The organism is Trichococcus sp. TS_SC_9 (genome assembly GCF_056156325.1).
The window spans coordinates 2,833,258-2,854,101 of the sequence record NZ_CM149591.1; the positions used below are offsets into that span (position 1 = coordinate 2,833,258).

At 44.2% G+C, this 20,844-nt stretch carries 18 protein-coding genes; 2 read left to right on the top strand and 16 right to left on the bottom strand.

Annotated features, from left to right (window positions below; genetic code table 11):
* Positions 1 to 11: 11 nt before the first annotated feature.
* The 6 genes from AC0J5I_RS13725 to AC0J5I_RS13750 are packed head-to-tail and all read right to left on the bottom strand — an operon-like array spanning position 12 to position 4,750.
* Positions 12 to 323, bottom strand: a complete 312-nt coding sequence (locus AC0J5I_RS13725; protein WP_107995829.1) for a V-type ATP synthase subunit F — start codon at positions 321 to 323, stop codon at positions 12 to 14.
* Positions 313 to 1,320, bottom strand: coding sequence for a V-type ATPase subunit (locus AC0J5I_RS13730; protein WP_475301035.1), 1,008 nt, complete (start codon positions 1,318 to 1,320; stop codon positions 313 to 315). The genes AC0J5I_RS13725 and AC0J5I_RS13730 overlap by 11 nt, the downstream gene beginning before the upstream one ends.
* Positions 1,321 to 1,332: 12 nt before the next feature.
* Positions 1,333 to 1,923, bottom strand: coding sequence for a V-type ATP synthase subunit E (locus AC0J5I_RS13735; RefSeq protein WP_107995831.1), 591 nt, complete (start codon positions 1,921 to 1,923; stop codon positions 1,333 to 1,335).
* A gap of 50 nt (positions 1,924 to 1,973) precedes the next feature.
* A complete protein-coding gene (locus AC0J5I_RS13740) occupies positions 1,974 to 2,450 on the bottom strand; it encodes a V-type ATP synthase subunit K (protein WP_407701483.1) in 477 nt (158 codons plus the stop codon).
* 28 nt (positions 2,451 to 2,478) lie between these two features.
* A complete protein-coding gene (locus tag AC0J5I_RS13745) occupies positions 2,479 to 4,443 on the bottom strand; it encodes a V-type ATP synthase subunit I (protein WP_475301039.1) in 1,965 nt (654 codons plus the stop codon).
* Positions 4,430 to 4,750 carry a hypothetical protein gene (locus tag AC0J5I_RS13750; RefSeq protein WP_106448726.1) on the bottom strand — a complete coding sequence of 107 codons (321 nt, stop codon included), beginning with the start codon at positions 4,748 to 4,750 and terminating at the stop codon, positions 4,430 to 4,432. The genes AC0J5I_RS13745 and AC0J5I_RS13750 overlap by 14 nt, the downstream gene beginning before the upstream one ends.
* Before the next feature lie 538 nt (positions 4,751 to 5,288).
* Here AC0J5I_RS13750 and AC0J5I_RS13755 point away from each other — a divergent pair.
* A complete protein-coding gene (locus AC0J5I_RS13755; protein WP_475301042.1) occupies positions 5,289 to 5,633 on the top strand; it encodes a hypothetical protein in 345 nt (114 codons plus the stop codon).
* Positions 5,634 to 5,737: 104 nt separating this feature from the next.
* On the opposite strand, the gene cls is transcribed toward AC0J5I_RS13755, so the two are convergent.
* The 8 genes from cls to uvrB all read right to left on the bottom strand — a co-directional run bounded on the left by cls (position 5,738) and on the right by uvrB (position 17,072).
* A complete protein-coding gene (cls, locus tag AC0J5I_RS13760) occupies positions 5,738 to 7,186 on the bottom strand; it encodes a cardiolipin synthase (protein WP_107995835.1) in 1,449 nt (482 codons plus the stop codon).
* Between the two features lie 120 nt (positions 7,187 to 7,306).
* Positions 7,307 to 7,909 carry an energy-coupled thiamine transporter ThiT gene (locus AC0J5I_RS13765; RefSeq protein ID WP_475301044.1) on the bottom strand — a complete coding sequence of 201 codons (603 nt, stop codon included), beginning with the start codon at positions 7,907 to 7,909 and terminating at the stop codon, positions 7,307 to 7,309.
* A gap of 60 nt (positions 7,910 to 7,969) precedes the next feature.
* Entirely contained in the window at positions 7,970 to 9,649 is a 1,680-nt protein-coding gene (locus AC0J5I_RS13770) for a ribonuclease J (protein ID WP_107995837.1), read from the bottom strand.
* Positions 9,650 to 10,033: 384 nt separating this feature from the next.
* On the bottom strand, positions 10,034 to 11,074 hold the full coding sequence (locus AC0J5I_RS13775; protein ID WP_107995838.1) for an aspartate-semialdehyde dehydrogenase: 1,041 nt from the start codon (positions 11,072 to 11,074) through the stop codon (positions 10,034 to 10,036).
* Between the two features lie 222 nt (positions 11,075 to 11,296).
* On the bottom strand, positions 11,297 to 11,860 hold the full coding sequence (gene citX / locus AC0J5I_RS13780) for a citrate lyase holo-[acyl-carrier protein] synthase (protein ID WP_159072188.1): 564 nt from the start codon (positions 11,858 to 11,860) through the stop codon (positions 11,297 to 11,299).
* A gap of 480 nt (positions 11,861 to 12,340) precedes the next feature.
* Positions 12,341 to 14,449 carry a polyribonucleotide nucleotidyltransferase gene (gene pnp, locus AC0J5I_RS13785; protein ID WP_107995840.1) on the bottom strand — a complete coding sequence of 703 codons (2,109 nt, stop codon included), beginning with the start codon at positions 14,447 to 14,449 and terminating at the stop codon, positions 12,341 to 12,343.
* A gap of 223 nt (positions 14,450 to 14,672) precedes the next feature.
* Positions 14,673 to 14,942, bottom strand: coding sequence for a 30S ribosomal protein S15 (rpsO, locus tag AC0J5I_RS13790; protein WP_086628176.1), 270 nt, complete (start codon positions 14,940 to 14,942; stop codon positions 14,673 to 14,675).
* 138 nt (positions 14,943 to 15,080) lie between these two features.
* Positions 15,081 to 17,072 carry an excinuclease ABC subunit UvrB gene (gene uvrB, locus AC0J5I_RS13795; RefSeq protein ID WP_107995841.1) on the bottom strand — a complete coding sequence of 664 codons (1,992 nt, stop codon included), beginning with the start codon at positions 17,070 to 17,072 and terminating at the stop codon, positions 15,081 to 15,083.
* A 262-nt stretch (positions 17,073 to 17,334) separates the two neighbouring features.
* Here uvrB and rpsT point away from each other — a divergent pair, with 262 nt between their 5' ends.
* On the top strand, positions 17,335 to 17,589 hold the full coding sequence (gene rpsT, locus AC0J5I_RS13800; protein ID WP_068562182.1) for a 30S ribosomal protein S20: 255 nt from the start codon (positions 17,335 to 17,337) through the stop codon (positions 17,587 to 17,589).
* Positions 17,590 to 17,675: 86 nt separating this feature from the next.
* On the opposite strand, the gene holA is transcribed toward rpsT, so the two are convergent.
* Entirely contained in the window at positions 17,676 to 18,710 is a 1,035-nt protein-coding gene (gene holA / locus AC0J5I_RS13805) for a DNA polymerase III subunit delta (protein WP_475301050.1), read from the bottom strand.
* Positions 18,711 to 18,733: 23 nt separating this feature from the next.
* The gene (locus tag AC0J5I_RS13810) at positions 18,734 to 20,830 is read right to left on the bottom strand and encodes a DNA internalization-related competence protein ComEC/Rec2 (protein ID WP_475301053.1); all 2,097 of its coding nucleotides are present in this window, start codon (positions 20,828 to 20,830) and stop codon (positions 18,734 to 18,736) included.
* Positions 20,831 to 20,844 lie beyond the last annotated feature (14 nt).

Below are 20,844 nucleotides of genomic sequence, written 5' to 3' on the forward strand. Positions count from 1 at the left end.
TCCCCTCCAAATTATAAGATATTCTGTCCAACTGCTTTTTCCACATTCTCCTGAATGCGGCTTTTCCCGATATTCAACGTACCTTTATGGTTCGGAATCAGGATGATGGCTGGTTGGACACTGCTGTCATACCTGCGCACTGTATCAGGTATTTCTTTTGCCATTTCTTCCGTCAGATAAATGATCCCATAATTTTCCATCGCCAGGCGATCTACCGTTTCACGGGCAGTCTGGGCATTATGGCATGCAAATACTGCGAAGCCCAAAATCTTAAAAGGAAGGATGGAATCTTTGTCTCCCACAACTGCAATATTATGAGCCATATACAGGTCGCATCCTCTCTCTCAAAATTTGTTCATCTATCTGATTGTCTTTGCCAACCAAAATCAAGCGAATATTGGTGACTTCCTTCTCTTTGGCAAACAGATAACCCAACAAGGGAATCGGACCGAATGGTTGGTACAAGCCTTCTGCAATCAATTCATAGGTCAGTTCATCCACAAGTTTATCCAGCTTCTGTGTGTCCACTTCATTTGTTGTCTCGGAAATCATATTGGATAAGCGTGTACCGTATTCTTTGCTGAAATAATATTTGCGCATGACCGCGCCTGGTCCGTTGATCGATTCTTCAATTAAATCACGTTTCGAAATCGAACCTGAACTGGATAAGACCGTATAGAGAAAACCGCGGGGCTTATTTTGTTTCAGGCTTCGGATCATGGTCGAAAGGTTATAGAGGTCGATCATGCCATCCACCATTTTCGTGATGCTCGGATGTTGGAGCTTGTCGCTGATGGAACGCAGATGCCTGAAATAATAAGTGTCCATAAAGATAGTGGCTGCTTCGATGCGATGACCTTCATCGAAATCGCGGATCGCCTCTTGAACACCATCTATCAGAATCGGATGTTCGTCGTTGCCGTCGCCGGTTTCGACCAATTTCTTCAGACTGGCTATGGAATATTTACCGATAGGGATCAACAGCTGCTCCAAATCTTCACCCGAAAAACGTTGTTTCAACAACACTTTCAGGTTGTGATAGGTATAGCGCAACGCGAATAATTCCACAATCTCAGCAACCGGCGTGATGCTGAACAATTCCTTATAGACTTCCGCCAGATGTTTCATGAGAAAACCTTCGAAATTTTTGTTCACCAGTGTTTCTTTCTCGTCAAACTCATAACCGGTACCTTTCAGAACATCCAAGGCATCTTTTAAAGAAGAGGCTTTCAGCATCCGATCGTAATCCGCTTCCGCCAATAATTTTAATTCGTAGGTGCGAAGTATCGTATTGACGCCTTTGTAATCAATCTCTTGCATAGTGCCCCTCCTTTACTTTTCGTCTTGGAATGCTAAATTCGCCAGCTCTGCTGCGAAGTCGTTCTTTACATCTTCGATCAGATCATCGAAGCAATAGTTGTAGTCGACTCCACTTTCCTGAAGGATGAATCCGGCTTTATTCGGAATGGTCTCCTCAGAAATCTTGACAGCGGGATATTTGACCAACAGCTGTTGTAGCTCTTTCCCCTTAAAGTGAGCGACCGATTTTGCGCCCGGAACAATGCTGTAGGCTTTCGAATCGTCAGCTTGGGATAGCACCCCGTTCAGGAATTGCGCAAAATGGGTTTCATCCCACGTGTTCATTTTTTCTAAAGCTTGCTGGAAGACCGATTTCAGGATGACCTGTTTCTCTTTCAAAACAGCATTGCGCTCTTTATTCTTCAAGGTTTGTCGCTCACGATCAAAATCGTTGGCAACTTTTTTCAAAATGGCAGCTTTGCGCGCCTTTTGTTGTTCAACCAGAGTCAATCTGCTCTCTTCTATCTTTGCGACAGAAATTTTTTCAGCATCCTCTAGTTTGCTTTGTCCTTTTGCTTTTGTCTTATTCAGGATCTGTTCAGACAAGGATTGTAGATCTTTCACGCTTTCTCATCTCCTTACTTTTTCCTTAATTCTTGTGGAGCTTTTGAGAATTAAGCGTTCAATACCAACAAGAATGATGTAACGAATCCTAGGATTGCATACGTTTCAACCATGGCAGCATAGATGATCCCTTTTGTGTTGTGCTCTTCTCTCTTAGCCAAAATCTGCAGACCTGCTGTAGATACACGGCCTTGTGCGATACCTGAAGTCAAACCAGTGATTGCGATAGGCAGACCGGCCATCAGATAATACATTCCTTGTGCAACGGTCATTTCAGGAGACATTTGCAGATAAATCAGGAATCCGATAACGAAACCGTACAAACCTTGCGTACCGGGCAACAGTTGCAGAATCAATGATTTACCGAATTTTTCCGGTTGTTCCTTGATCAATGCAGCAGCGGCTTCACCACACATACCGACTCCTTTTGCCGAACCCGTTCCCGCCAATCCGACCGCCAAAGCGACGCCTAAAGCTGCGAACATCATGCCACCGTTGTTATCGATGAAATATTGTAACCATGTCATATTTTCCATTTTATAATTCCTCCAATAGTTAAGCTTCTTTTTTATTTTTTAAGTAAATGTATTTCTCTTCTGTCTTCAATGGGTCCAAGGCTCTTCCGCCACCTTCGTAAAACTTGCCGAAAAATTCGACAAAAGCTAGACGAGCGCCGTGCACATAGGCACTCAGCATGGACAAACCGAAGTTGATGGTGTGCAACAAAACAAACAATACAGCACCGATAGTGAATTTTGCCCAAACCGGCAAGAAATCAATGATCATGTTAAAAGCGACCGCAATACTGCCCCCGGATACCCCTAAAGCCATCAGGCGGGTATAACTGACTATGTCGCCGATATAACCGGTGATCCCATAAAGATTATATAATCCGGCACCTGCCCCCAACGCTTTGTTATCCGATGCCATAGCTGTAGCAAGCACGATCGCGACAGCGCTAGTGATGGCGACAGCTGCTCCGACGGTCACAAGGACTTGGCTCGGGAAAAGCATCTTCCCGAACAGGATGAAGATGAGACCCACAAAAATCCCCAACCAGCCAATACTGCCGGAAATCGCACCCAGCGGATCTTTGTCGCGCAAGGATAAATAAGTCTTGATGCCCAGACCGAACATAATCTGAACAACACCGAACACTACCGATATCAACAGAATCGTATTGGCGTCGTTGCTCGTTGACAAGAGCACAAACGGCAATTCGAGTCCGAAGAAAGAGCCGTAGACAAGTCCCCACAAGATGGATGGATAGGACAGAATGTGAAAGAACAGCAGATTGGTGCGCATGCTTTTGTTGAAGTTCAGGAACTTCAATGCCAGTAATGTTCCGATAAGGAGCAACAGACCGTATCCGACATCCGCAATCATCATTCCAAAGAACAAGAGATAGAAAGGTGTCAATAGTGGTGTGGGATCTATTTCATCATATTTCGGCAAACTGTACATGGCAGTGATATTCTCAAAAGGAGTGATCAACTTATTGTTCTTCAAAACGGTCGGAATGACTGAAACATCCGATCCATCTGCATCGTCAATCGTCAATGCGTATTCATTTTCCGACACAGTCTCAGTCAATGTCCGCTTGATTTCTTTGACTTTATCTTCTTCAAGCCATCCCTGGATGACAAAGAGATGTTTCTCGTTGACAAGCAATTGTTGGCTTTTGATCCGCTGCAGTTTTGCATAATGGAACTCGGACAGTAGCATTAACTGCCACTCTTCTGCTTTCATGTCGGAAAGATCTGCCAGCAACTGCTTGTGCGCTTCGCGGTTATCTTGAATGCGACTTTGAACATCCACCAATGCCTCTGCAGGCGGTAAATCATATTCATAAACTAGTGGTTGGAAGTGATTGCTGTCCAACAAAGCGTTTACATCCTTAATTTGTGACGGATCATAGAAAATCACCGCCCCATATGATTCTTTGTTCTGGAATATTTCTTCCGCATAGACCAGTGGATTGGAAGTCACATTGGTGATGTAATCATTGGTAAGCGTCTGAGGAATCGTGCCCACTTTGACCGCGACATGTTCAAACGTTCCCGACTCCGTAGGGTTGAATGACAATTTTTTCCATAAAAGCAGAAAATCCTCTTGTTCATACAGATGTTTCTTGCCTTCCTCGAGTTTCTTCTGTTCGGCCTTCAGACCCAACACTTTATCCAGAACAGTATCCGAAGAAAATTCGCTCACAGCTTTTTCTAACTCTTCCAAAGACAGAGATTGTCTCGGGGTTGTATACTGTTTGATCAAAGACTCCTTCTTCAGATATGACTGTAGGAAAGATAAGGCTTCCGTGACATTTTCGAGATAACTTTCAGTCTTCTTGATGTTTTGTTCAATTGACTCTCGTTCTTTAGGCGATAAGGTTTGCAAATTTTCTTTTGCGGCAGGCAAATCGATGACCTCTAAGCTCTGCAACGTTTGGATAGCCGTCAATAGCTGCTCTTTTTTTTCGTGAAAAGAAATGAGAGTAATTTTTTTCATTTTAGCGATTGCCATATTTCCTCATCACCTCCCCAATTACGGCATTCACAAGTTCTTCTTCTTTCGCTTCAAACCGAGTCTGCAACTTCTCGATTTCCGATTTTTCACTTTCTGCGGAAGCGTTCTTGAGAATTGCCAGTTGCTCTGATTTTTTCGCAAGTTCTTCGGATTGAAAAGTAGCTAATTCTTTTTCGATATTCCTTTTCATTTCGCCTATTTTATCTTGCGTGTTCTGTTCCAGTTTGCGCAGTTTGTTCTGATAATCCAATTCCAGATCAGTTGCTTCCTGCTCAATCTTTTTTACTTCATCAAATATTTGCATCTTTCATTCCACCTCCGTCCCTCATTTGATTCTCCTTCGGAAAAATAATCTTTTTTCCAATCAGTAATTTCATTATACAGTTAATGTAAAGGCCGTTCAAATCTAATTGAACGCCATTTTCAGCGTTTTCAACAACCACCGCAGTTTCATTAATAGGAAGAAACTTTCTCAAATTCTTTCAAAATATTAAAATGAACATTTTGTGAACAAAAATCCCCAAGAAGCTGGCATCAAATGCAAGCCCTCCTCGGGGAGTCTCTTTTGCGGCTTATTTTTTACGGTGATTCCTCCAAGCAATGAAAGTATCTTTTTTCCTCCTTCACAATTAATGTGTGGCCAACACGTTTTTTTCATGACTCTACTTTACTTGATAACGAGGGAATTTTGGGCCATTTGCAGCCGAAACGACAATACTGCAGGTTGAATTGCATGCCTACTGTCGTGAAATTTTGTTGAGCGCAAAATAAATAGCTTGCAAAAAAGAACAGATGTTCTTATAATAGGAATACAAGACAAACACACGTTCGGAGGAACCAACATGCAAAATTACATCTATCCGGTATCCAATAATAATCACACTCCTTCCAAAAAAACATATCTGCGCCCACTCTCATCCGTCCAATCCATTAATGAAGCCATTCTGGACAAAGTAATGCCGATTCATCAAGTTGTCCGTTTCGCTAATCAAGCCTTTGAAAACCACATCCCTGTGTATGTTGTGATCGAAGAAAAACATGGACCGAAATCATACACAAGAACATTGGTTTGGGGCATATTCAATTCCCGCGTAACCCCGAAAAGACAAGTCATGTTCACAACCGCTGACAAAAAAGTGACTTACCTGCTGAATATCAGTCAAATATTGGCAATCCAACTTGGTTAATTCTTATCAATCGATGGTATATTCATATATAAAAAGGAGTACAAGGCACCCGTCTTTGACGGCATGTCTTGTACTCCTTTATTCGTTTCAAGTACGCTTGAGGTCTAAAGTATCGGTGACAGCAATCTGGAAAAAGCTTGCTTGAATTTCCGACCCCTCGATTGTTTTGCGAAATAATCATGGGTTGCACGGATGCACTTTTCCTGGTCTTCATCAAAATTCGCGATCAATTCTTCAGCCACTTCACGATCATAAATAAAGGCATTGATTTCAAAATTCAGTTTGAAGCTGCGCACATCCATATTTGCCGTGCCTACCGATACAATTTCATCGTCGACCACCATCACCTTTGAATGCAGGAAACCGTTCTGATACATATAAACTTCGGCACCATACTCTATGATGTCTTTGGAAAAATATTCCGTTGCCCGATAGACGAAAGGATGATCCGGCTTCGAAGGGATCATGATTTTGACTCTTACACCGGATAAAGCCGCAATCTTGAGCATTTCATGCAGACTCTCGTCTGGTATAAAATAAGGTGTCTGTATATAGATTGATTCTTTCGCTTGGCTGATCATCTTCAGGAAACCCATTTTGATTGTCTGATCTTCATCATCCGGTCCACTTGCTACAATCTGCATGGCTGTATCGCCTTTTTTATCGGCAATCGGGAAATAGGCCTCTGCATAATCTTTTCGATTCTTAGGCTTAGCAACCGCATTCCAATCCATGAAGAAACGACTTTGAAGTGTCAGGACCGCATTGCCTTCTATTTTCATATGCGTATCCCGCCATTCGCCGAGTTCCCCTTTCCCCAGATACTCATCACCGATATTGAATCCCCCAAGATAAGCAACTTTCGCGTCAACCACCATTATTTTCCGATGGTTACGATAGTTCATCCGCAAATTGACGAAAGGTATTTTTGATCCAAAAAACACTTCCGTCTTTCCACCTAATTTTTCAAGGTTATTGAAAAATTTTGAATCATTCCCTCTGCAACCCATCGCGTCGTAAACGACAAGAACTTCCACTCCGGCTGCCGCCCTATCTTCCAATGCCGCCAGAATGCGTTTACCCAAATCATCTGAGCGAAAAGTGTAATAAAGCATGTGCACATGATCTTCAGCTTTGTAGATGTCCTGCACGAGCGCATCAAACACACCTTCACCCGTCTTGAATATTTCAAGTTTGTTCCCCTTAGTCAAAATGGATTCATCACTTTCCAGGAACAGGATAGCTGTTTTCTGTGCATAGTCGGTTTCGACCAAACCTTGCGCCAGATCTTCATCCTCCAACATCTCAATTTGGACCTTCGCCAACTGGGACATTCCCAAGCTTTTTTGCGTCCGCATATCATAGATGTTTTCTTTTGAAATCTTTTTGCCTATAAAGAGATAGATGATGAAGCCCACTACCGGCAGGAGGTTTAACGTCAGCAACCATGCCCAAGTGGCTGCGACATCTCTCTTTTCTTTAAAGACAGTGATGATTGCACCGATTGTATTTAAAATGATGATTGCTGTAAATATCATTGACCAAATACTCATATGACCACTCCAAATCAATAAAATGACAAAATATGTTACCCACTAATGATAGCACACGAGCCCATAAAAACAGAAAGACGAAGTCCGGATAATTAAAATCCGTCCTTCGCCTTCCATTTTTTAATCATTCAACAGTTTCGATTTTTCTTTTCTGCTCAGGAAACGGCTGCCTTTTGGGATGTACGCTTTAGGCGCGAATTTTGCGATCAACACCAGAACGACTGCGTTAAAGGCAAAAGTTGCCGCAAACGATAGCGCCTGTTCCGGAAGAAAATGCGCAAAGGCAGAAACACCAGCAGGAACTGCTTCCTCGCTTAGGAATATGTCCGAAATCAGTGCCCAAACAAAATAGACAAGCGTTCCGAAAAAGGATGCTGTCAATATATTCAAGGCGGCATTCGGAAAACGTTTATTGTTCAATGTGCGTTGCGTGAATTTCGCGAAAAAACCGGCGATGCCCACAAAAACGAACGGTGCCGCTTGGGTCAGGATATCTGCACCAACATCCGCTCCCTCTCCTTTGAGCGCAAATAAAGCAAGGCCAGTCAGTGTTCCTGAAACCAGTCCAAGCAATATTCCTCTGCGGAGAGAAATGAAAAGCAACGGCAACAAAACAAGCACAATAGTGTATTCTCCCAATGGAATGGCCACATATGCCAAGGCGATTGCGAGGACAGCAAACAGAGCTGCCTCGATCCAAGCCTTCATACTATTAGAACCCATAAAGATGAATCTCTCCTTTTCAACAACGATCCGTTTTATTGCCTTTACGGCAAACGGACATCAGCTCTTCTTCTGATAATTGGATGCTTCCATGATAATTGGTAAAATAACCGGTTTGCGCTTCGTCTTTTCAAAAAGATAACGACTCAACGAATCACGTATCTCTTGTTTTAACTTGGCCCAATCAAAGTCTTTTGTATGCAAATTATCTTCTACTACTTCCCTGACGATATTCGAACTTTCTTTGACAAGTTCTTCGCTCGCTTTCATATAGACGAAGCCACGCGAAACGATTTCCGGACCCGACAAAATTTTGTTCAATCTTCTGGAAATAGTCACAACAACAACATAGATGCCATCTTCCGACAACAGCTTGCGGTCGCGCAAGACTATGTTGCCGATATCGCCAACGCCGATACCATCGATCAGTACATTACCGGCTGGGACCTGTCCCGTCATATGCATACGGCCTTTTGCAAATTCGATGACGTCGCCTTTGCCTGGGATGAATATGTTTTTGAACGGAATACCGACTTCATTCGCCAACTGGGCATGTGCAGCCTGCATCCGGTACTCCCCTTGGACAGGCACGAAATACATAGGTCGAAGCAAATTGATCATCAATTTCAAATCGTTAGGCGAAGCGTGTCCGGATGCTTTGTACGTTCCCGATATTTCCCGCACGGATGCACCGGCTCGGTAAATTAAATTTTTGGTTTTTGCGACTGTTGTTTCCATCGCGGTCGAAGGTGTAGTCGTGATGTAAACCAAATCGCCTTCTTTAAGATTCACTTGTTTGTGTCTGCCTTTGGACATCCGCTGCAATGCTTCCAACGGTTCCCCGCTGTTGCCTGTTTCCAGTACCAAAACTTGACCATCTCGGTAATCATTGATGTTCTTTACATTTACAAGCAGATCAGGAGTCGGCAAGACTAGTTTTCCTAGTTTCATGGCAACATCGACAGTCTCAACCAAAGTCGGTCCTGTCAAAAAGATTTTACGGTTAGCTCGGAGTGCGACATCAAAAACTTGCTGAATGCGCAAAATATTGCTTGCCACACAGGATACAATGATTCGTCCTTCAGCATTGATGAAGGTATCAAGCATTTCTTCCTCAATCTTGCGGTCACTGACATTTTCCGTAGTTGACTCGGCATCTCCGGAATCGCTCAATAGCGCCAAAACTTTGCCTTCGCCGATATCCGTAATTTTGCCGTAATCAGTGCGATACATCGGAGATGCGCTTTGATCAAACTTGAAGTCACCGGTATAGACGACGCTGCCTTCTTCCGTCTTCACACAAATCCCTACAGAATCCGGGATCGTATGTGTAGTTCTGAAGAATCGGACGCTGGTATTTTCAAATTCAATTTCGGTGTTCTCGTCGATGACATGGTAATCCTCAAAGCCAGTAGCCAATCCGGTTGATTCAACCGCCAGTTTAGCCAGTGCAATCGTCAAACCAGTACCGAATACAGGTGCATCGATATTCTGCAATAAATAGGGCAATGCTCCTACAGCATCCGCATGTCCATGCGTCAAGAAAATACCCGCTATCTTATTTTTGTTTTCCTCCAGATACGTGAAATCAGGAATGACCACATCAATTCCCAACAATTCGTTTTCCGGATAGAGCAAACCGCAATCCAATACAAAAATTAAATCGTCCACTTCCACTAAATACATGTTTTTACCGCTTTCTCTCACACCTCCGAGAGAAATTATTCTTACTTTACTCATTGTACCACCTCTTATTTTTCAGCTTTCTATGCTGTTATCTATTTTGATCGTTTGAATGCCTTTCTCCGTATTATCGTCCCTGAAAATCAGCACTGCTGCTTTGCCGAACTGCCTTCAGGGTCTACAAGCGAATGCGTTTTCTTCACATTCGGCTAAACGTGACCGATATCCTCTCTGTTATATTATACATGATTATTGGCAAAATTGTAGCATTTGCTTCAGTTTCTGTTTTGGTTTTCTGAAAGTGAAAAAAAAAGGCCTCTCAAAAAGAACGGACCGGGAACGATGTTTAATCAAACACCCTTTTCGGTCCACCCTTTGACAGGTCCTGTCATATTCATTTTCTTCAGATGGTACGGACTACTTCATTTGCATTTAAAAATTCTAGAGAAGGCCCATTTCGATCATTTTTTCGGCGATCTGTACAGAATTCCAGGCAGCGCCCTTCAACAGGTTATCGGAAACAACCCACATATGGAAACCATTGTCGACATCCACATCCTTACGGATACGTCCGACAAATGTTTCATTCTTACCGACTGATTCGCGGGCGGTAGGATAGACTTGATTCGCTGTATCATCCTGAAGGACAACTCCTGGAGCATCTTTCAGCACTTCCCAGATATCTGCGACAGAAACATTTTTGTCGTCAACTTCAAAATAGACGGATTCCGAGTGTCCGGACATCACGGGGATGCGCACACAAGTTGCAGAAACTTTGATGTCCTTATCACCCATGATTTTTTTGGTTTCGTTGATCATTTTCCACTCTTCATACGTGTAGCCGCCTTCGCTGAACACATCAATTTGCGGTAAAGCGTTGAATGCAATCGGGAAATGCTTCTTATCGCCACCACAAGGTAAAATATTCGCAACTGGTTCTTCACCGTTCAGGACCGCTTGGGTTTGAGCTTTCAATTCTTCCAAAGCATGCAGGCCAGCTCCACTTACCGCTTGATACGTGGAAACGATGACGCGATCCAAACCAAATTTTTCGCGGATTGGTTGCAAAGCCACCACCATCTGAATAGTCGAGCAGTTCGGGTTAGCGATCAGCCCTTTGTGTTTGCGCAAGTCTTCCGGATTCACTTCCGGAACAACTAACGGCGTTTCCGGATCCATACGAAAAGCACTCGTATTGTCGATGACGATGGCTCCAGCTTTGATGGCTGCAGGGGAGAATTGTTTCGTGATGCCGCCCCCAGCGCTGAATAAGGCAATATCGATGCCTTCAAATGAGTCGTCGGTCGTTTCTTCAATCTCTAGTTCCTGTCCGCGGAAAGTCTTCACTTTGCCTGCAGACCGTTTAGAAGCCAACAACTTCAAACTTTTTATCGGAAAAGAAGCATTTTCCAACAAGCCCAGCATTTTTTCTCCGACAGCACCTGTAGCACCTACAATGGCAACATTATACTCTTTCATCATTGATCCCTCACTTATTCATTTTCTGTATTATCTATTTTTTAGGATTTGAACATCCTTCACTTAAGCATTTTACCATACTTTATTAGAATTTTTTAATCTATTTTTTAATTACAATAAAAAACATTCCTAGCAGAAACCCTGTCCGGGATCTCTGCTTGGAATGCTGAATGTTGACTATTTTATTGTTTTCGATGATTTCGCGGATTTTCTGGATAAGGTTTCTTAATCTAATCGGACTCTTCCGTCCTCTTGCAGTATGGATTCGATTTTTTTCTGGATCTCGTCCCTACTATGCACATTCGCATTTTCGCATTCGAATGCTTCATCCCCACAAACCATGCACGTTCTCGGTTCATAGCCTATTTCCATTCGCTGCACCTCGATCATCTTGCCTTCTTCCAGATAAAACACGCTGATCGTGAACAGCTGGCCGAGCAAACTGCCGTCTTCTATCATGATGGCGGCTTGCTTCACGGCAGTCGGATAGGTATCGACGACGACAAAGTATTCCGGACCCGTATCTAAGTCCATCAATTTTTCATAGGTGACTTTCCATTTATTTGTTTGAATCGCATTTTTTACTTCTTGGATGCCGATTTCGGAAATCTGTCTAACGATGGCATTATATTTGACTGGTCCAGGAATATTGCATTTAAGGGAAATCAAAGTCTGGTTTGCGTTCGTTTTGCTGATTTCTTCTTCAAAAAAGGCACGTTGTTCCCTTGAGGCCAACACTTCCTTGAGCGTCGGCATTTGACCTTGTGAGAAAATAGATTCAGGCAGCATTGCACTCATCCTTTACTGTTTTATTTTGTTCTCTGATGATACCATTATTTGTAACAAAATCTTACATGGAAGCTTCGCGATATCCACAATTTTAATATAAAAGAGTCTTGGAGGCGAAATTTGAGCCATTATTTGACTTTGCTGTCGATTGCACAGAGAGAATCATGAGGTCACAAAAATATTTAAAGCGCTTACAATAACGAAGACGATATACGCAGAGAATATATCCATAAAATGTTGCCGTAAAAATTTGTTTCTCTTTACACCATAATAACGCTTTTATGGAAAAAATTCATTGATTTAATATTAAAATCTATTATTAATCAATATTACTCTATTAGTCAGGATTATTAGAATAATTGGGAGCAGCTTTCTTTCGGGCACGGATCTTAACTACAATCAGCAAAAAAACAGCCATCGCCTTCTTTTGTGAAGGTTATGCCTGTTCTTTGCGTATAGTATTATTCTGTTATAAGCAGTTTACTTTTCTTCTTTAGTCAATAGTGCTTTACGGGACAGATTGATTCTGCCTTGTCTATCGACTTCAATGACTTTGACTTTGACTTTGTCGCCGATTGCTAAGACGTCTTCAACTTCTTTGACACGCTCGTTAGCCAATTCGGAGATATGGACCATGCCGTCTTTGCCTTTTGTGATTCCGACGAATGCACCGAATTTTTCGATACGTTTTACAGTACCTTCGTAGATTTCGCCGACCTTCACTTCATGCGTCAATTCTTCGATGATTTGTTTCGCGCGGGCAATCATCGCCGTATCAGCTGAAGCGATGCTCACGTTACCATCTTGATCGATGTCGATCTTCACGCCGGTTTCTTCGATGATGCTGTTGATTGTATCTCCGCCCTTACCGATGACGACTTTGATCTTATCAGGTTTGATTTGCATCATTTCGATCTTCGGAGCATATTGGGACAACTCTTCGCGAGGAGCTGCAATCGTGCTTGTCAACTCAGCAAGGATTTCCATACGCGCTTTTTTCGCTTGCATCAACGCTTCAGTCAGGATTTGTTCGGTGATTCCTTGGATTTTGATGTCCATCTGCAGCGCAGTGATGCCTTCACTTGTACCGGCAACTTTGAAGTCCATGTCGCCCAAGTGGTCTTCAAGACCTTGGATGTCCGTCAAGACTGTGTAGTTTTCGCCTTCCATCACTAAGCCCATTGCGATACCCGCTACCGGTGCTTTGATCGGTACACCCGCATCCATCATTGCCAACGTGCTGGCGCAGATGCTTGCTTGTGAAGAGGAGCCATTGGATTCCAATACTTCCGAAACCAAACGGATTGTGTAAGGGAACTCGGATTCAGTCGGAATGACTTGTTTCAATGCACGTTCACCCAAAGCACCATGACCGATTTCACGGCGTCCAGGACTTCCTGCTCTGCCGGTGCTGCCGACCGAGAATTGTGGGAAGTTGTAATGGTGGATGAATCGTTTGCTGTCTACCAGGCCCAGGCCATCAATGATCTGATGTTCGCCCAGCGGAGCCAATGTACAAGTGGACAATGCTTGCGTCTGTCCACGCGTGAACAAGCCGGAACCATGTACGCGCGGCAACAACCCGATTTCTGAAGCCAATGAACGGATTTCGTCGATTTTACGGCCATCAGGACGGATTTTGTCGACTGTGATCAAACGGCGCACTTCGTCTTTTTCCATATCTTCCACGATTTGGCGGACTTCTTTGGAGATTTTTGCAAAGTTGGCGTCATCGAGATACTTTTCGTTGAAGAACACGATTGCTTCTGCTTTCACATCTTCAATAGCAGCTTCACGAGCCAATTTCTCTTCTGTCATGATGGCTGCCGTCATTTTTTCGCCATAAGCAGCGGTAACTTCAGCTACAAGTTCAGGATTCAAAGATAAAAGTTTGACTGTCATTTTTTCCTTGCCGATTTCGGCTACGATTTTATCTTGGAAATCGCATAATTCCTGGATCGCTTTGTGGCCGAACATCAATGCCCCAAGCATATCTTCTTCATTAACTATTGCTGCACTGCTCTCAACCATGTTGATGGCAATTCTCGAACCGGCAACTGTCAATTCGATATCGGATGCTTCATTCTGTGGAGCGGTTGGATTCAAAACATATTCGCCATCCACACGGCCAACATTCACTCCAGCGATCGGTCCAAAAAATGGAATGTCAGAAATCGCCAACGCCAAAGAGGAACCGAACATAGCAGCCATTTCAGGTGCGCAATCCTGTTCAACGGACATGACAACGTTTGTGATCTGCACTTCGTTGCGGAATCCTTCAGGGAACATCGGGCGGATCGGACGGTCGATCAAACGCGCCGTCAACGTTGCGTTTTCGCTTGGACGGCCCTCACGCTTGATGAATCCTCCAGGTATTTTACCGACTGAATACATTTTTTCTTCATAGTTTACAGTCAAAGGGAAGAAATCGGTATCTTTTGGTTCTCTTGAACCTACAGCAGCCGTCAATACGACAGTATCTCCGTATCTCACCAATACCGCACCGTTGGCTTGCTTAGCCAATTGGCCGATTTCGACTTGCAGCAAACGACCTGCCCAGTCCATTTGGAACACTTTTTTTTCTGACATGTTATCATTCTCCTTTTGCGATGCTTCCCATCTACCAACTACTAAACAAATGTCAACCTACTGATGCTGATAAGCTCACATTTGTATAGTAGCGGTCTGTAGAGCGGGAGCCTCATTCCATTATAGCTGATTGCTCAACATTTTTGCACTCATTGTCCAAAAAATCCCAAAAAATAAGCGAGATTCACAGTGGAATCTCGCTTCATATATCTTAGCCACGAAATTAACGACGTAAGCCTAATTTTTGGATTAGTTCACGGTAGCGGGGAACGTCTTTGTTACGCAAGTAAGCCAACAAATTACGACGGTGTCCAACTTTTTTCATTAAACCACGGTAAGAATGGTGGTCTTTTTTGTGAACGCGTGCGTGCTCGTTCAAGTGGTTGATTTCATACGTAAGAACTGCGATTTGCACTTCAGGGGATCCAGTATCTCCTTCGTGAATAGCGTATTCTTTGATGATTTCATTTTTAAGTTCTTTTGAAATTGCCATTTTTTTCACCTCTTTCATAAAGTTACCTTTAACTGAGTAAAACGTTGGTGATTCGCTTAACCAAGTTGAAGGTCGTATATATAATACATGGAACAGTTTAACGTAATTTCTTACCGATTGCAAGTGAAAATCGTTTTTTTATAAACCTTTGTATTCGGCTTTCAGCTCCAATACCATGTCACGGATTTCAGCAGCTTTTTCAAAATTGAGGGCTTTGGCTGCTTCCCGCATTTCCCTATCCAGTTGATCGAGCGCTTCGCGGCGTTGTTCCATCGTCATCGCTTTATAGATGCTCAACATGCTGACATCCCCTTCTGCATCATCAGGTGTATGCGAGATGCTGATGCGGTCACGGACTTCTTTGATGATTGTTTTCGGTGTGATGCCATGCTTAATGTTGTAGGCTTCCTGTGTCGCACGGCGCCTGTTCGTTTCAAATATGGCCCGCTCCATGGAATCCGTTATGCGGTCCGCATACATGATGACTTTCCCGTTCTCGTTCCTTGCTGCTCTTCCGATTGTCTGGACAAGCGAGCGCTCGCTCCGCAGGAAGCCTTCTTTGTCGGCATCCAAGATGGCGACAAGCGAAACCTCGGGAACATCCAACCCTTCCCGTAATAGGTTGATGCCGATCAGCACATCAAATTCTCCCAAACGAAGATTGCGGATGATTTCCGCGCGCTCCATCGTTTTGATTTCGCTGTGCAGATAATTCACTTTGATGCCGACTTCCTTCAGATAATCGGTCAAGTCTTCCGACATCTTCTTCGTCAAAGTGGTTATGAATACCCGTTCATTGCGTTCGACGCGCAAATTGATTTCGCTGATCAGATCATCGATCTGACCTTTGATCGGACGCACTTCCACAATCGGATCCAACAAGCCCGTCGGACGAATGATTTGTTGGGCAACATAAGGGCTTTGTTCATATTCGTAAGGGCCCGGTGTCGCTGAAATATATAGGATCTGGTTGACCCGTTCCTCGAATTCCTTCAACATCAACGGGCGATTATCCAAGGTGCTTGGCAGACGGAAGCCGTATGCCACTAGCTGTTCTTTCCGCGAGCGGTCACCGTTGTACATGCCGCGTATTTGCGACATCGTGATGTGCGACTCGTCGATGACTGTCAAATAATCATCCGGGAAAAAATCAAGCAGCGTGTACGGAGGCTCACCAGGAGCTCGCCCATCCATGTGTCTGGAATAGTTTTCGATTCCGTTGCAGTATCCCATTTCCATCAACATTTCCATGTCGTAGTTGGTGCGCTGTTCCAAGCGTTGGGCTTCCAGCAATTTGTTTTCTTCACGCAGCACTTTTAGACGATCTTTCAATTCTGCCCGAATCATGTCGACTGCATGCAAAGTCTTTTCTTCATTTGCCACGAAGTGAGTGGCCGGGAAAATGGGAAAATGTTCGACGTCGTTCTTGATTTCTCCGGTCAGCACATCGACTTCCCTGATCCTATCGATCTCATCCCCAAAAAATTCCACACGGATGGCCTCGTTGTCGCGTGATGCCAGAAAAATTTCGACCACATCTCCGCGCACACGGAACGAGCCGCGCCGAAAATCGATATCATTGCGTTCAAACTGCATTTCCACCAACCGGCGCAGCAGTTCATTGCGTTCCATCTCCATCCCTTGCCGCAACGATAAGGTATGCTCTTTATAGTCCAGTGGATTCACCAGACCATAGATGCAGGATACGGAAGCCACAACGATGACGTCCCGTCTTTCCAGCAAAGAACTGGTGGCGGAATGACGCAGTTTATCGATTTCATCATTTACGCTGGATTCTTTTTCTATATAAGTGTCACTGGAAGGGACATACGCTTCGGGTTGATAATAGTCATAGTAACTCACAAAATATTCGACGGCGTTATTCGGAAAAAATTCCTTCAATTCGCCGTACAATTGCCCTGCCAACGTTTTGTTATGTGCGATGACAAGCGTCGGCTTGTTTACTTCCTGAATGACGTTCGCTACCGTAAAAGTCTTACCGGTCCCAGTCGCGCCCAACAAGGTTTGCGCCCGTCTGCCCAGATTCAACCCGTCGACTAGTTCTTTGATGGCTTCCGGTTGATCACCGCTGGGCTGGTAGGGGGAAACTAATTCAAAATGATCTTTCATATGGATGATTCACCTCTTCACTTACTGTTGACATTATTCTACCACCCAAACATACTTTCGTACACTTTGGAGCTTTCGACATCGCCTGGCCCGATTTTGACCCAAAAATTTCAAAATTTGTATCTCAAAATTCCAGGTCGCTGGGATTAAAAAAGGAATCTCTTTCATTTTTTATTGCACAACCCTCCAAAATTATGTATAATATGGCATGTTGGCAAAACAGCCTAATAGTTATAGAAATAAGGAAAGAGGGGTGAACCCAATGCCAAATATCGATTCAGCAATCAAACGCGTTCGCACTAGCGAAAAAGCTAACCTAAAAAACAACGCTCAAAAGAGTGCTATGCGTTCAGCTATCAAAAAATTTGAAGCTGCAGTAGCAGAAGGCGCTGAAAATAGCGAAGAATTATTAAAGGCAGCAGTTAAATCTATCGATTCAGCAGCTTCTAAAAACTTAATTCATCAAAACAAAGCGTCTCGCGACATTTCTCGTTTAACTAAAAAATTAGCAAAATAATTTTTTGATTTAAGAGACTTCAAAACGTAAGGCCGAAGACAGACCAGCTTAGCTGGTCCGTCTTCGGCCTTTTTCGTGCGATTATTTTATTTTTTGGGGATTGCGTTTGCATAGCGGATCAGAAAAAGTTCGAATTGGATCTCCTTCAAGCCTTGCCCTGTCTTCATGTTGTATTCCGTCTCGACCAATCCCTGAAAAGCATCCCCCAGGACCTTTTCGGAAAGGTTCCTCACTTGTTGGAAAGCAAGTTTCACACGATAAGGATGGATCTTCAATACTTTGGTGATGTCGGTTTGTTGATAGCCATTTTTTGAAAGCAACTTCACTTGCAACAACAGCCGAAATTGTCCCAAGAGGATAGCGTTTATTTTGATTGGCTCCTCTTTTTGGAGCAACAGATCCCGATAAATCTGGATGGCCTGATACGTGTTCTTGTTCAGAACCTGCGTCACCAATTCAAAAATATTTTGTTCCAGATTACGCGGAATCAAGTCGATCACCATCTGTTGGGTGAGTTTCTTGTCTTCAGATCCGGCGAGAAACAGCTTAGGCAGCTCTCTCATTCCCCGCGACAGTTGATTTTCGATCCGCTCGAAAAATAATTCCAGTGCGTCGCGGTTCATCTGATAGCCTTCATTTTTTATCATGTCGCCTAAAAATTTGCGGGCATCCTTTTCCGCTAAAGGGGAAACATCCACAGTGACGGCCTTCTTAGCCAAGAGTTTCGACAATTTTTTTCTGCTGTCCAATTTTTCATAAGGCGCAAAAATAGCCAGAATTGTTGATGTCGAAGGGTTCTCCAGATAACTCTCCAGCCAATCAAGATCATGCTCCAGCCCATTTTTTGGTTTTTCGGCCGTCAAAAACAGCGGGTTTTCGACGATGACCAAACGTCTTTCCCCAAAAAACGGCAGCGACTCCGCATCTTCAAGAGCCCGATCCAACAGTGTCCCATCCATATTGAATATGCCTACATTCAGATCCTTGTCGGCTTCGTCAACCACCGTGTGCAGCAACAATTGCTTCGCTTCTTCTATAAAAAAATCTTCTTTGCCCAAAAATAAATAGACCGGCTGAAGCTGACCTTTTTTTATTTTGGACATTTCCGTTGTATAATTCACGTTTGGACCACCATTCATCATTTTTATTTTTTGTTCACCAAAATGGTTCGCCATTCGGTTTCCCTTGACCCAAACAGGAAGTGGATAGCGCCCTGTTGATCCGTACGAAATACAGGGATATTCCGCAATTTCAGACGTTCCAGTATTTCCGCATCCGGATGACCATACCGGTTCTGTTTCCCAGCGGATATCAAGGCCAATTTAGGTTGGACATGATCCAAGAAACTTTCCGAACTGGATGTCGCGCTCCCGTGATGACCTATTTTCAGGATATCGGTTTTCAAATCCGGATAATTGCGTATCAGCAAATCTTCCCCTTCTTCACCGAGATCGCCCGTGAACAGCCAGTCCAAACCGCCTATGCTTGTTTGGATGACCAATGAATCTTCATTTCCGCCTTCACCCGGAGATAACGGTGCCAGGATGTGAAAAATAAAATCAGCATCCATCTTTAAATCCATGTTCCCTAATACAGGGTAGAGACCCACTTGATGCTGACTTTGCAGTTCAAGGAGCACTGCTGCGAATGCCGCATTCCCTTCGGCTCCTTTAGGGAAATAAATCGCCTCGATCGGCAAGCCTTCGGCGAGTTCACGCAACGAACCGACATGATCCTGATCGGCATGCGTGAGAAAGACCCTGTCCAATTTTTTGACGCCTTCGGCTTTTATGATCGACACAAGCTTTTCGCCGGCGGTGGTCGCTGTTTCCCGGACTTGCCAGGCTTCTTTTTCAAAAGTCAGCATGCCGCCCGTATCTATCAGGACGGCCCGACGATGAAACGGCGTTATGATCAGAATGGCATCCCCCTGCCCCACATCAAGCATGACGACTTTTCCGGTAGGATTAAGTTGGTGGGCGAACGAAAACAAACCGACCGCAGCCACTAGGAAACAGAGCACACGGATATCCCTTTGTTTTTTTTCAACACTCAGCAAGATCAGCACCAAGGCGATCCAGACCAGCGCAAAATAAAAGGCGGGCGGTCTTCCTGTAACCAATGACGCAAAATCCAAATCCGCGGCTGCTCCAGCGAAGTTTTCCAGCAAGGTGAGCAACTTATCGGACACGGCGCAAAGCAATCCCAGCAACGGGGTTTCCGGGAAAAAAAGCACTGCAAAGAACAACAACCAAAACAGCGGAAAAAGCAACCAAGAAAAAAAGAACGAAAAGATCACATTCACAAAGACCCCGAGCCACGAGACCTCAAAAAAATGATAGGCGACGACCGGAAAGGATGCCAATGTCATCAGGGCCGTCAAGCAGATATCCTTCAACAGCCCATTCATTTTCCATTCCGCACTTGCTGGAGCCACGAAATACAATACCCCCGCCAGAAGATAGCTCAATTGAAAACTTGCCGAATAGATCAGCAGCGGATTATATAAAACAGCAATCATCAGAGTAAGCGCAAAGGCATCTTTCGCTTCAACCCGATGGCCGGTGTTTTTCCCCATCAAAAGGATAAAATGTGTACAGATAGCCCGGAAGACACCGATTCCCCACCCAGTCAACACACCATAAGCGATCAAAAACACAACCAACAGCTTATCCGTGGTCTCATGGCTGACTTTCATCCGCAGCAGGATAAAGCGCATCTGGGACAGCAACAGCTGGATATGCATTCCGGAGATGGAAAAAAGATGCACTAAACCGATCCCACGATAGGCATCCAAAGTATCCCCCGCGATAGCATGCGACTGATTGAATAACATGGTTTGAATGTAGTCGGTCGTCTGGACAGCAGGCAACTTTTCCAACATCAAAATGATGGATCTCCTGATGCTGCTGGGCCAGGACCAGAAAGAACGACCCTCGCTCCGGAGCTGCAGCGCTTCGATCGTGACGACCCAATGGATGCTTTTGGCATTCAGATAATCTTCAAAATCAAATTGGTACAGATTCCGCTCAGCTTCCGGCTCCTCCAAGCGGACTGTGGCAACGACCCACTGGGGAAATCGCTGTTGTTCCCAGTTGAACTTTTCTTCTTCCGTTTCGATCGTGTAGTAGAAATAAACTTTTTCTTCCTTGCCTTCCGATTGCAGCAAGGCTTCTCCTGTCAACAAATCACCGTTGATCCGCATGTCGTTCGGATCCAACTGCAGCGCAGCTGTTCCCATCGATTCCGCCTCCT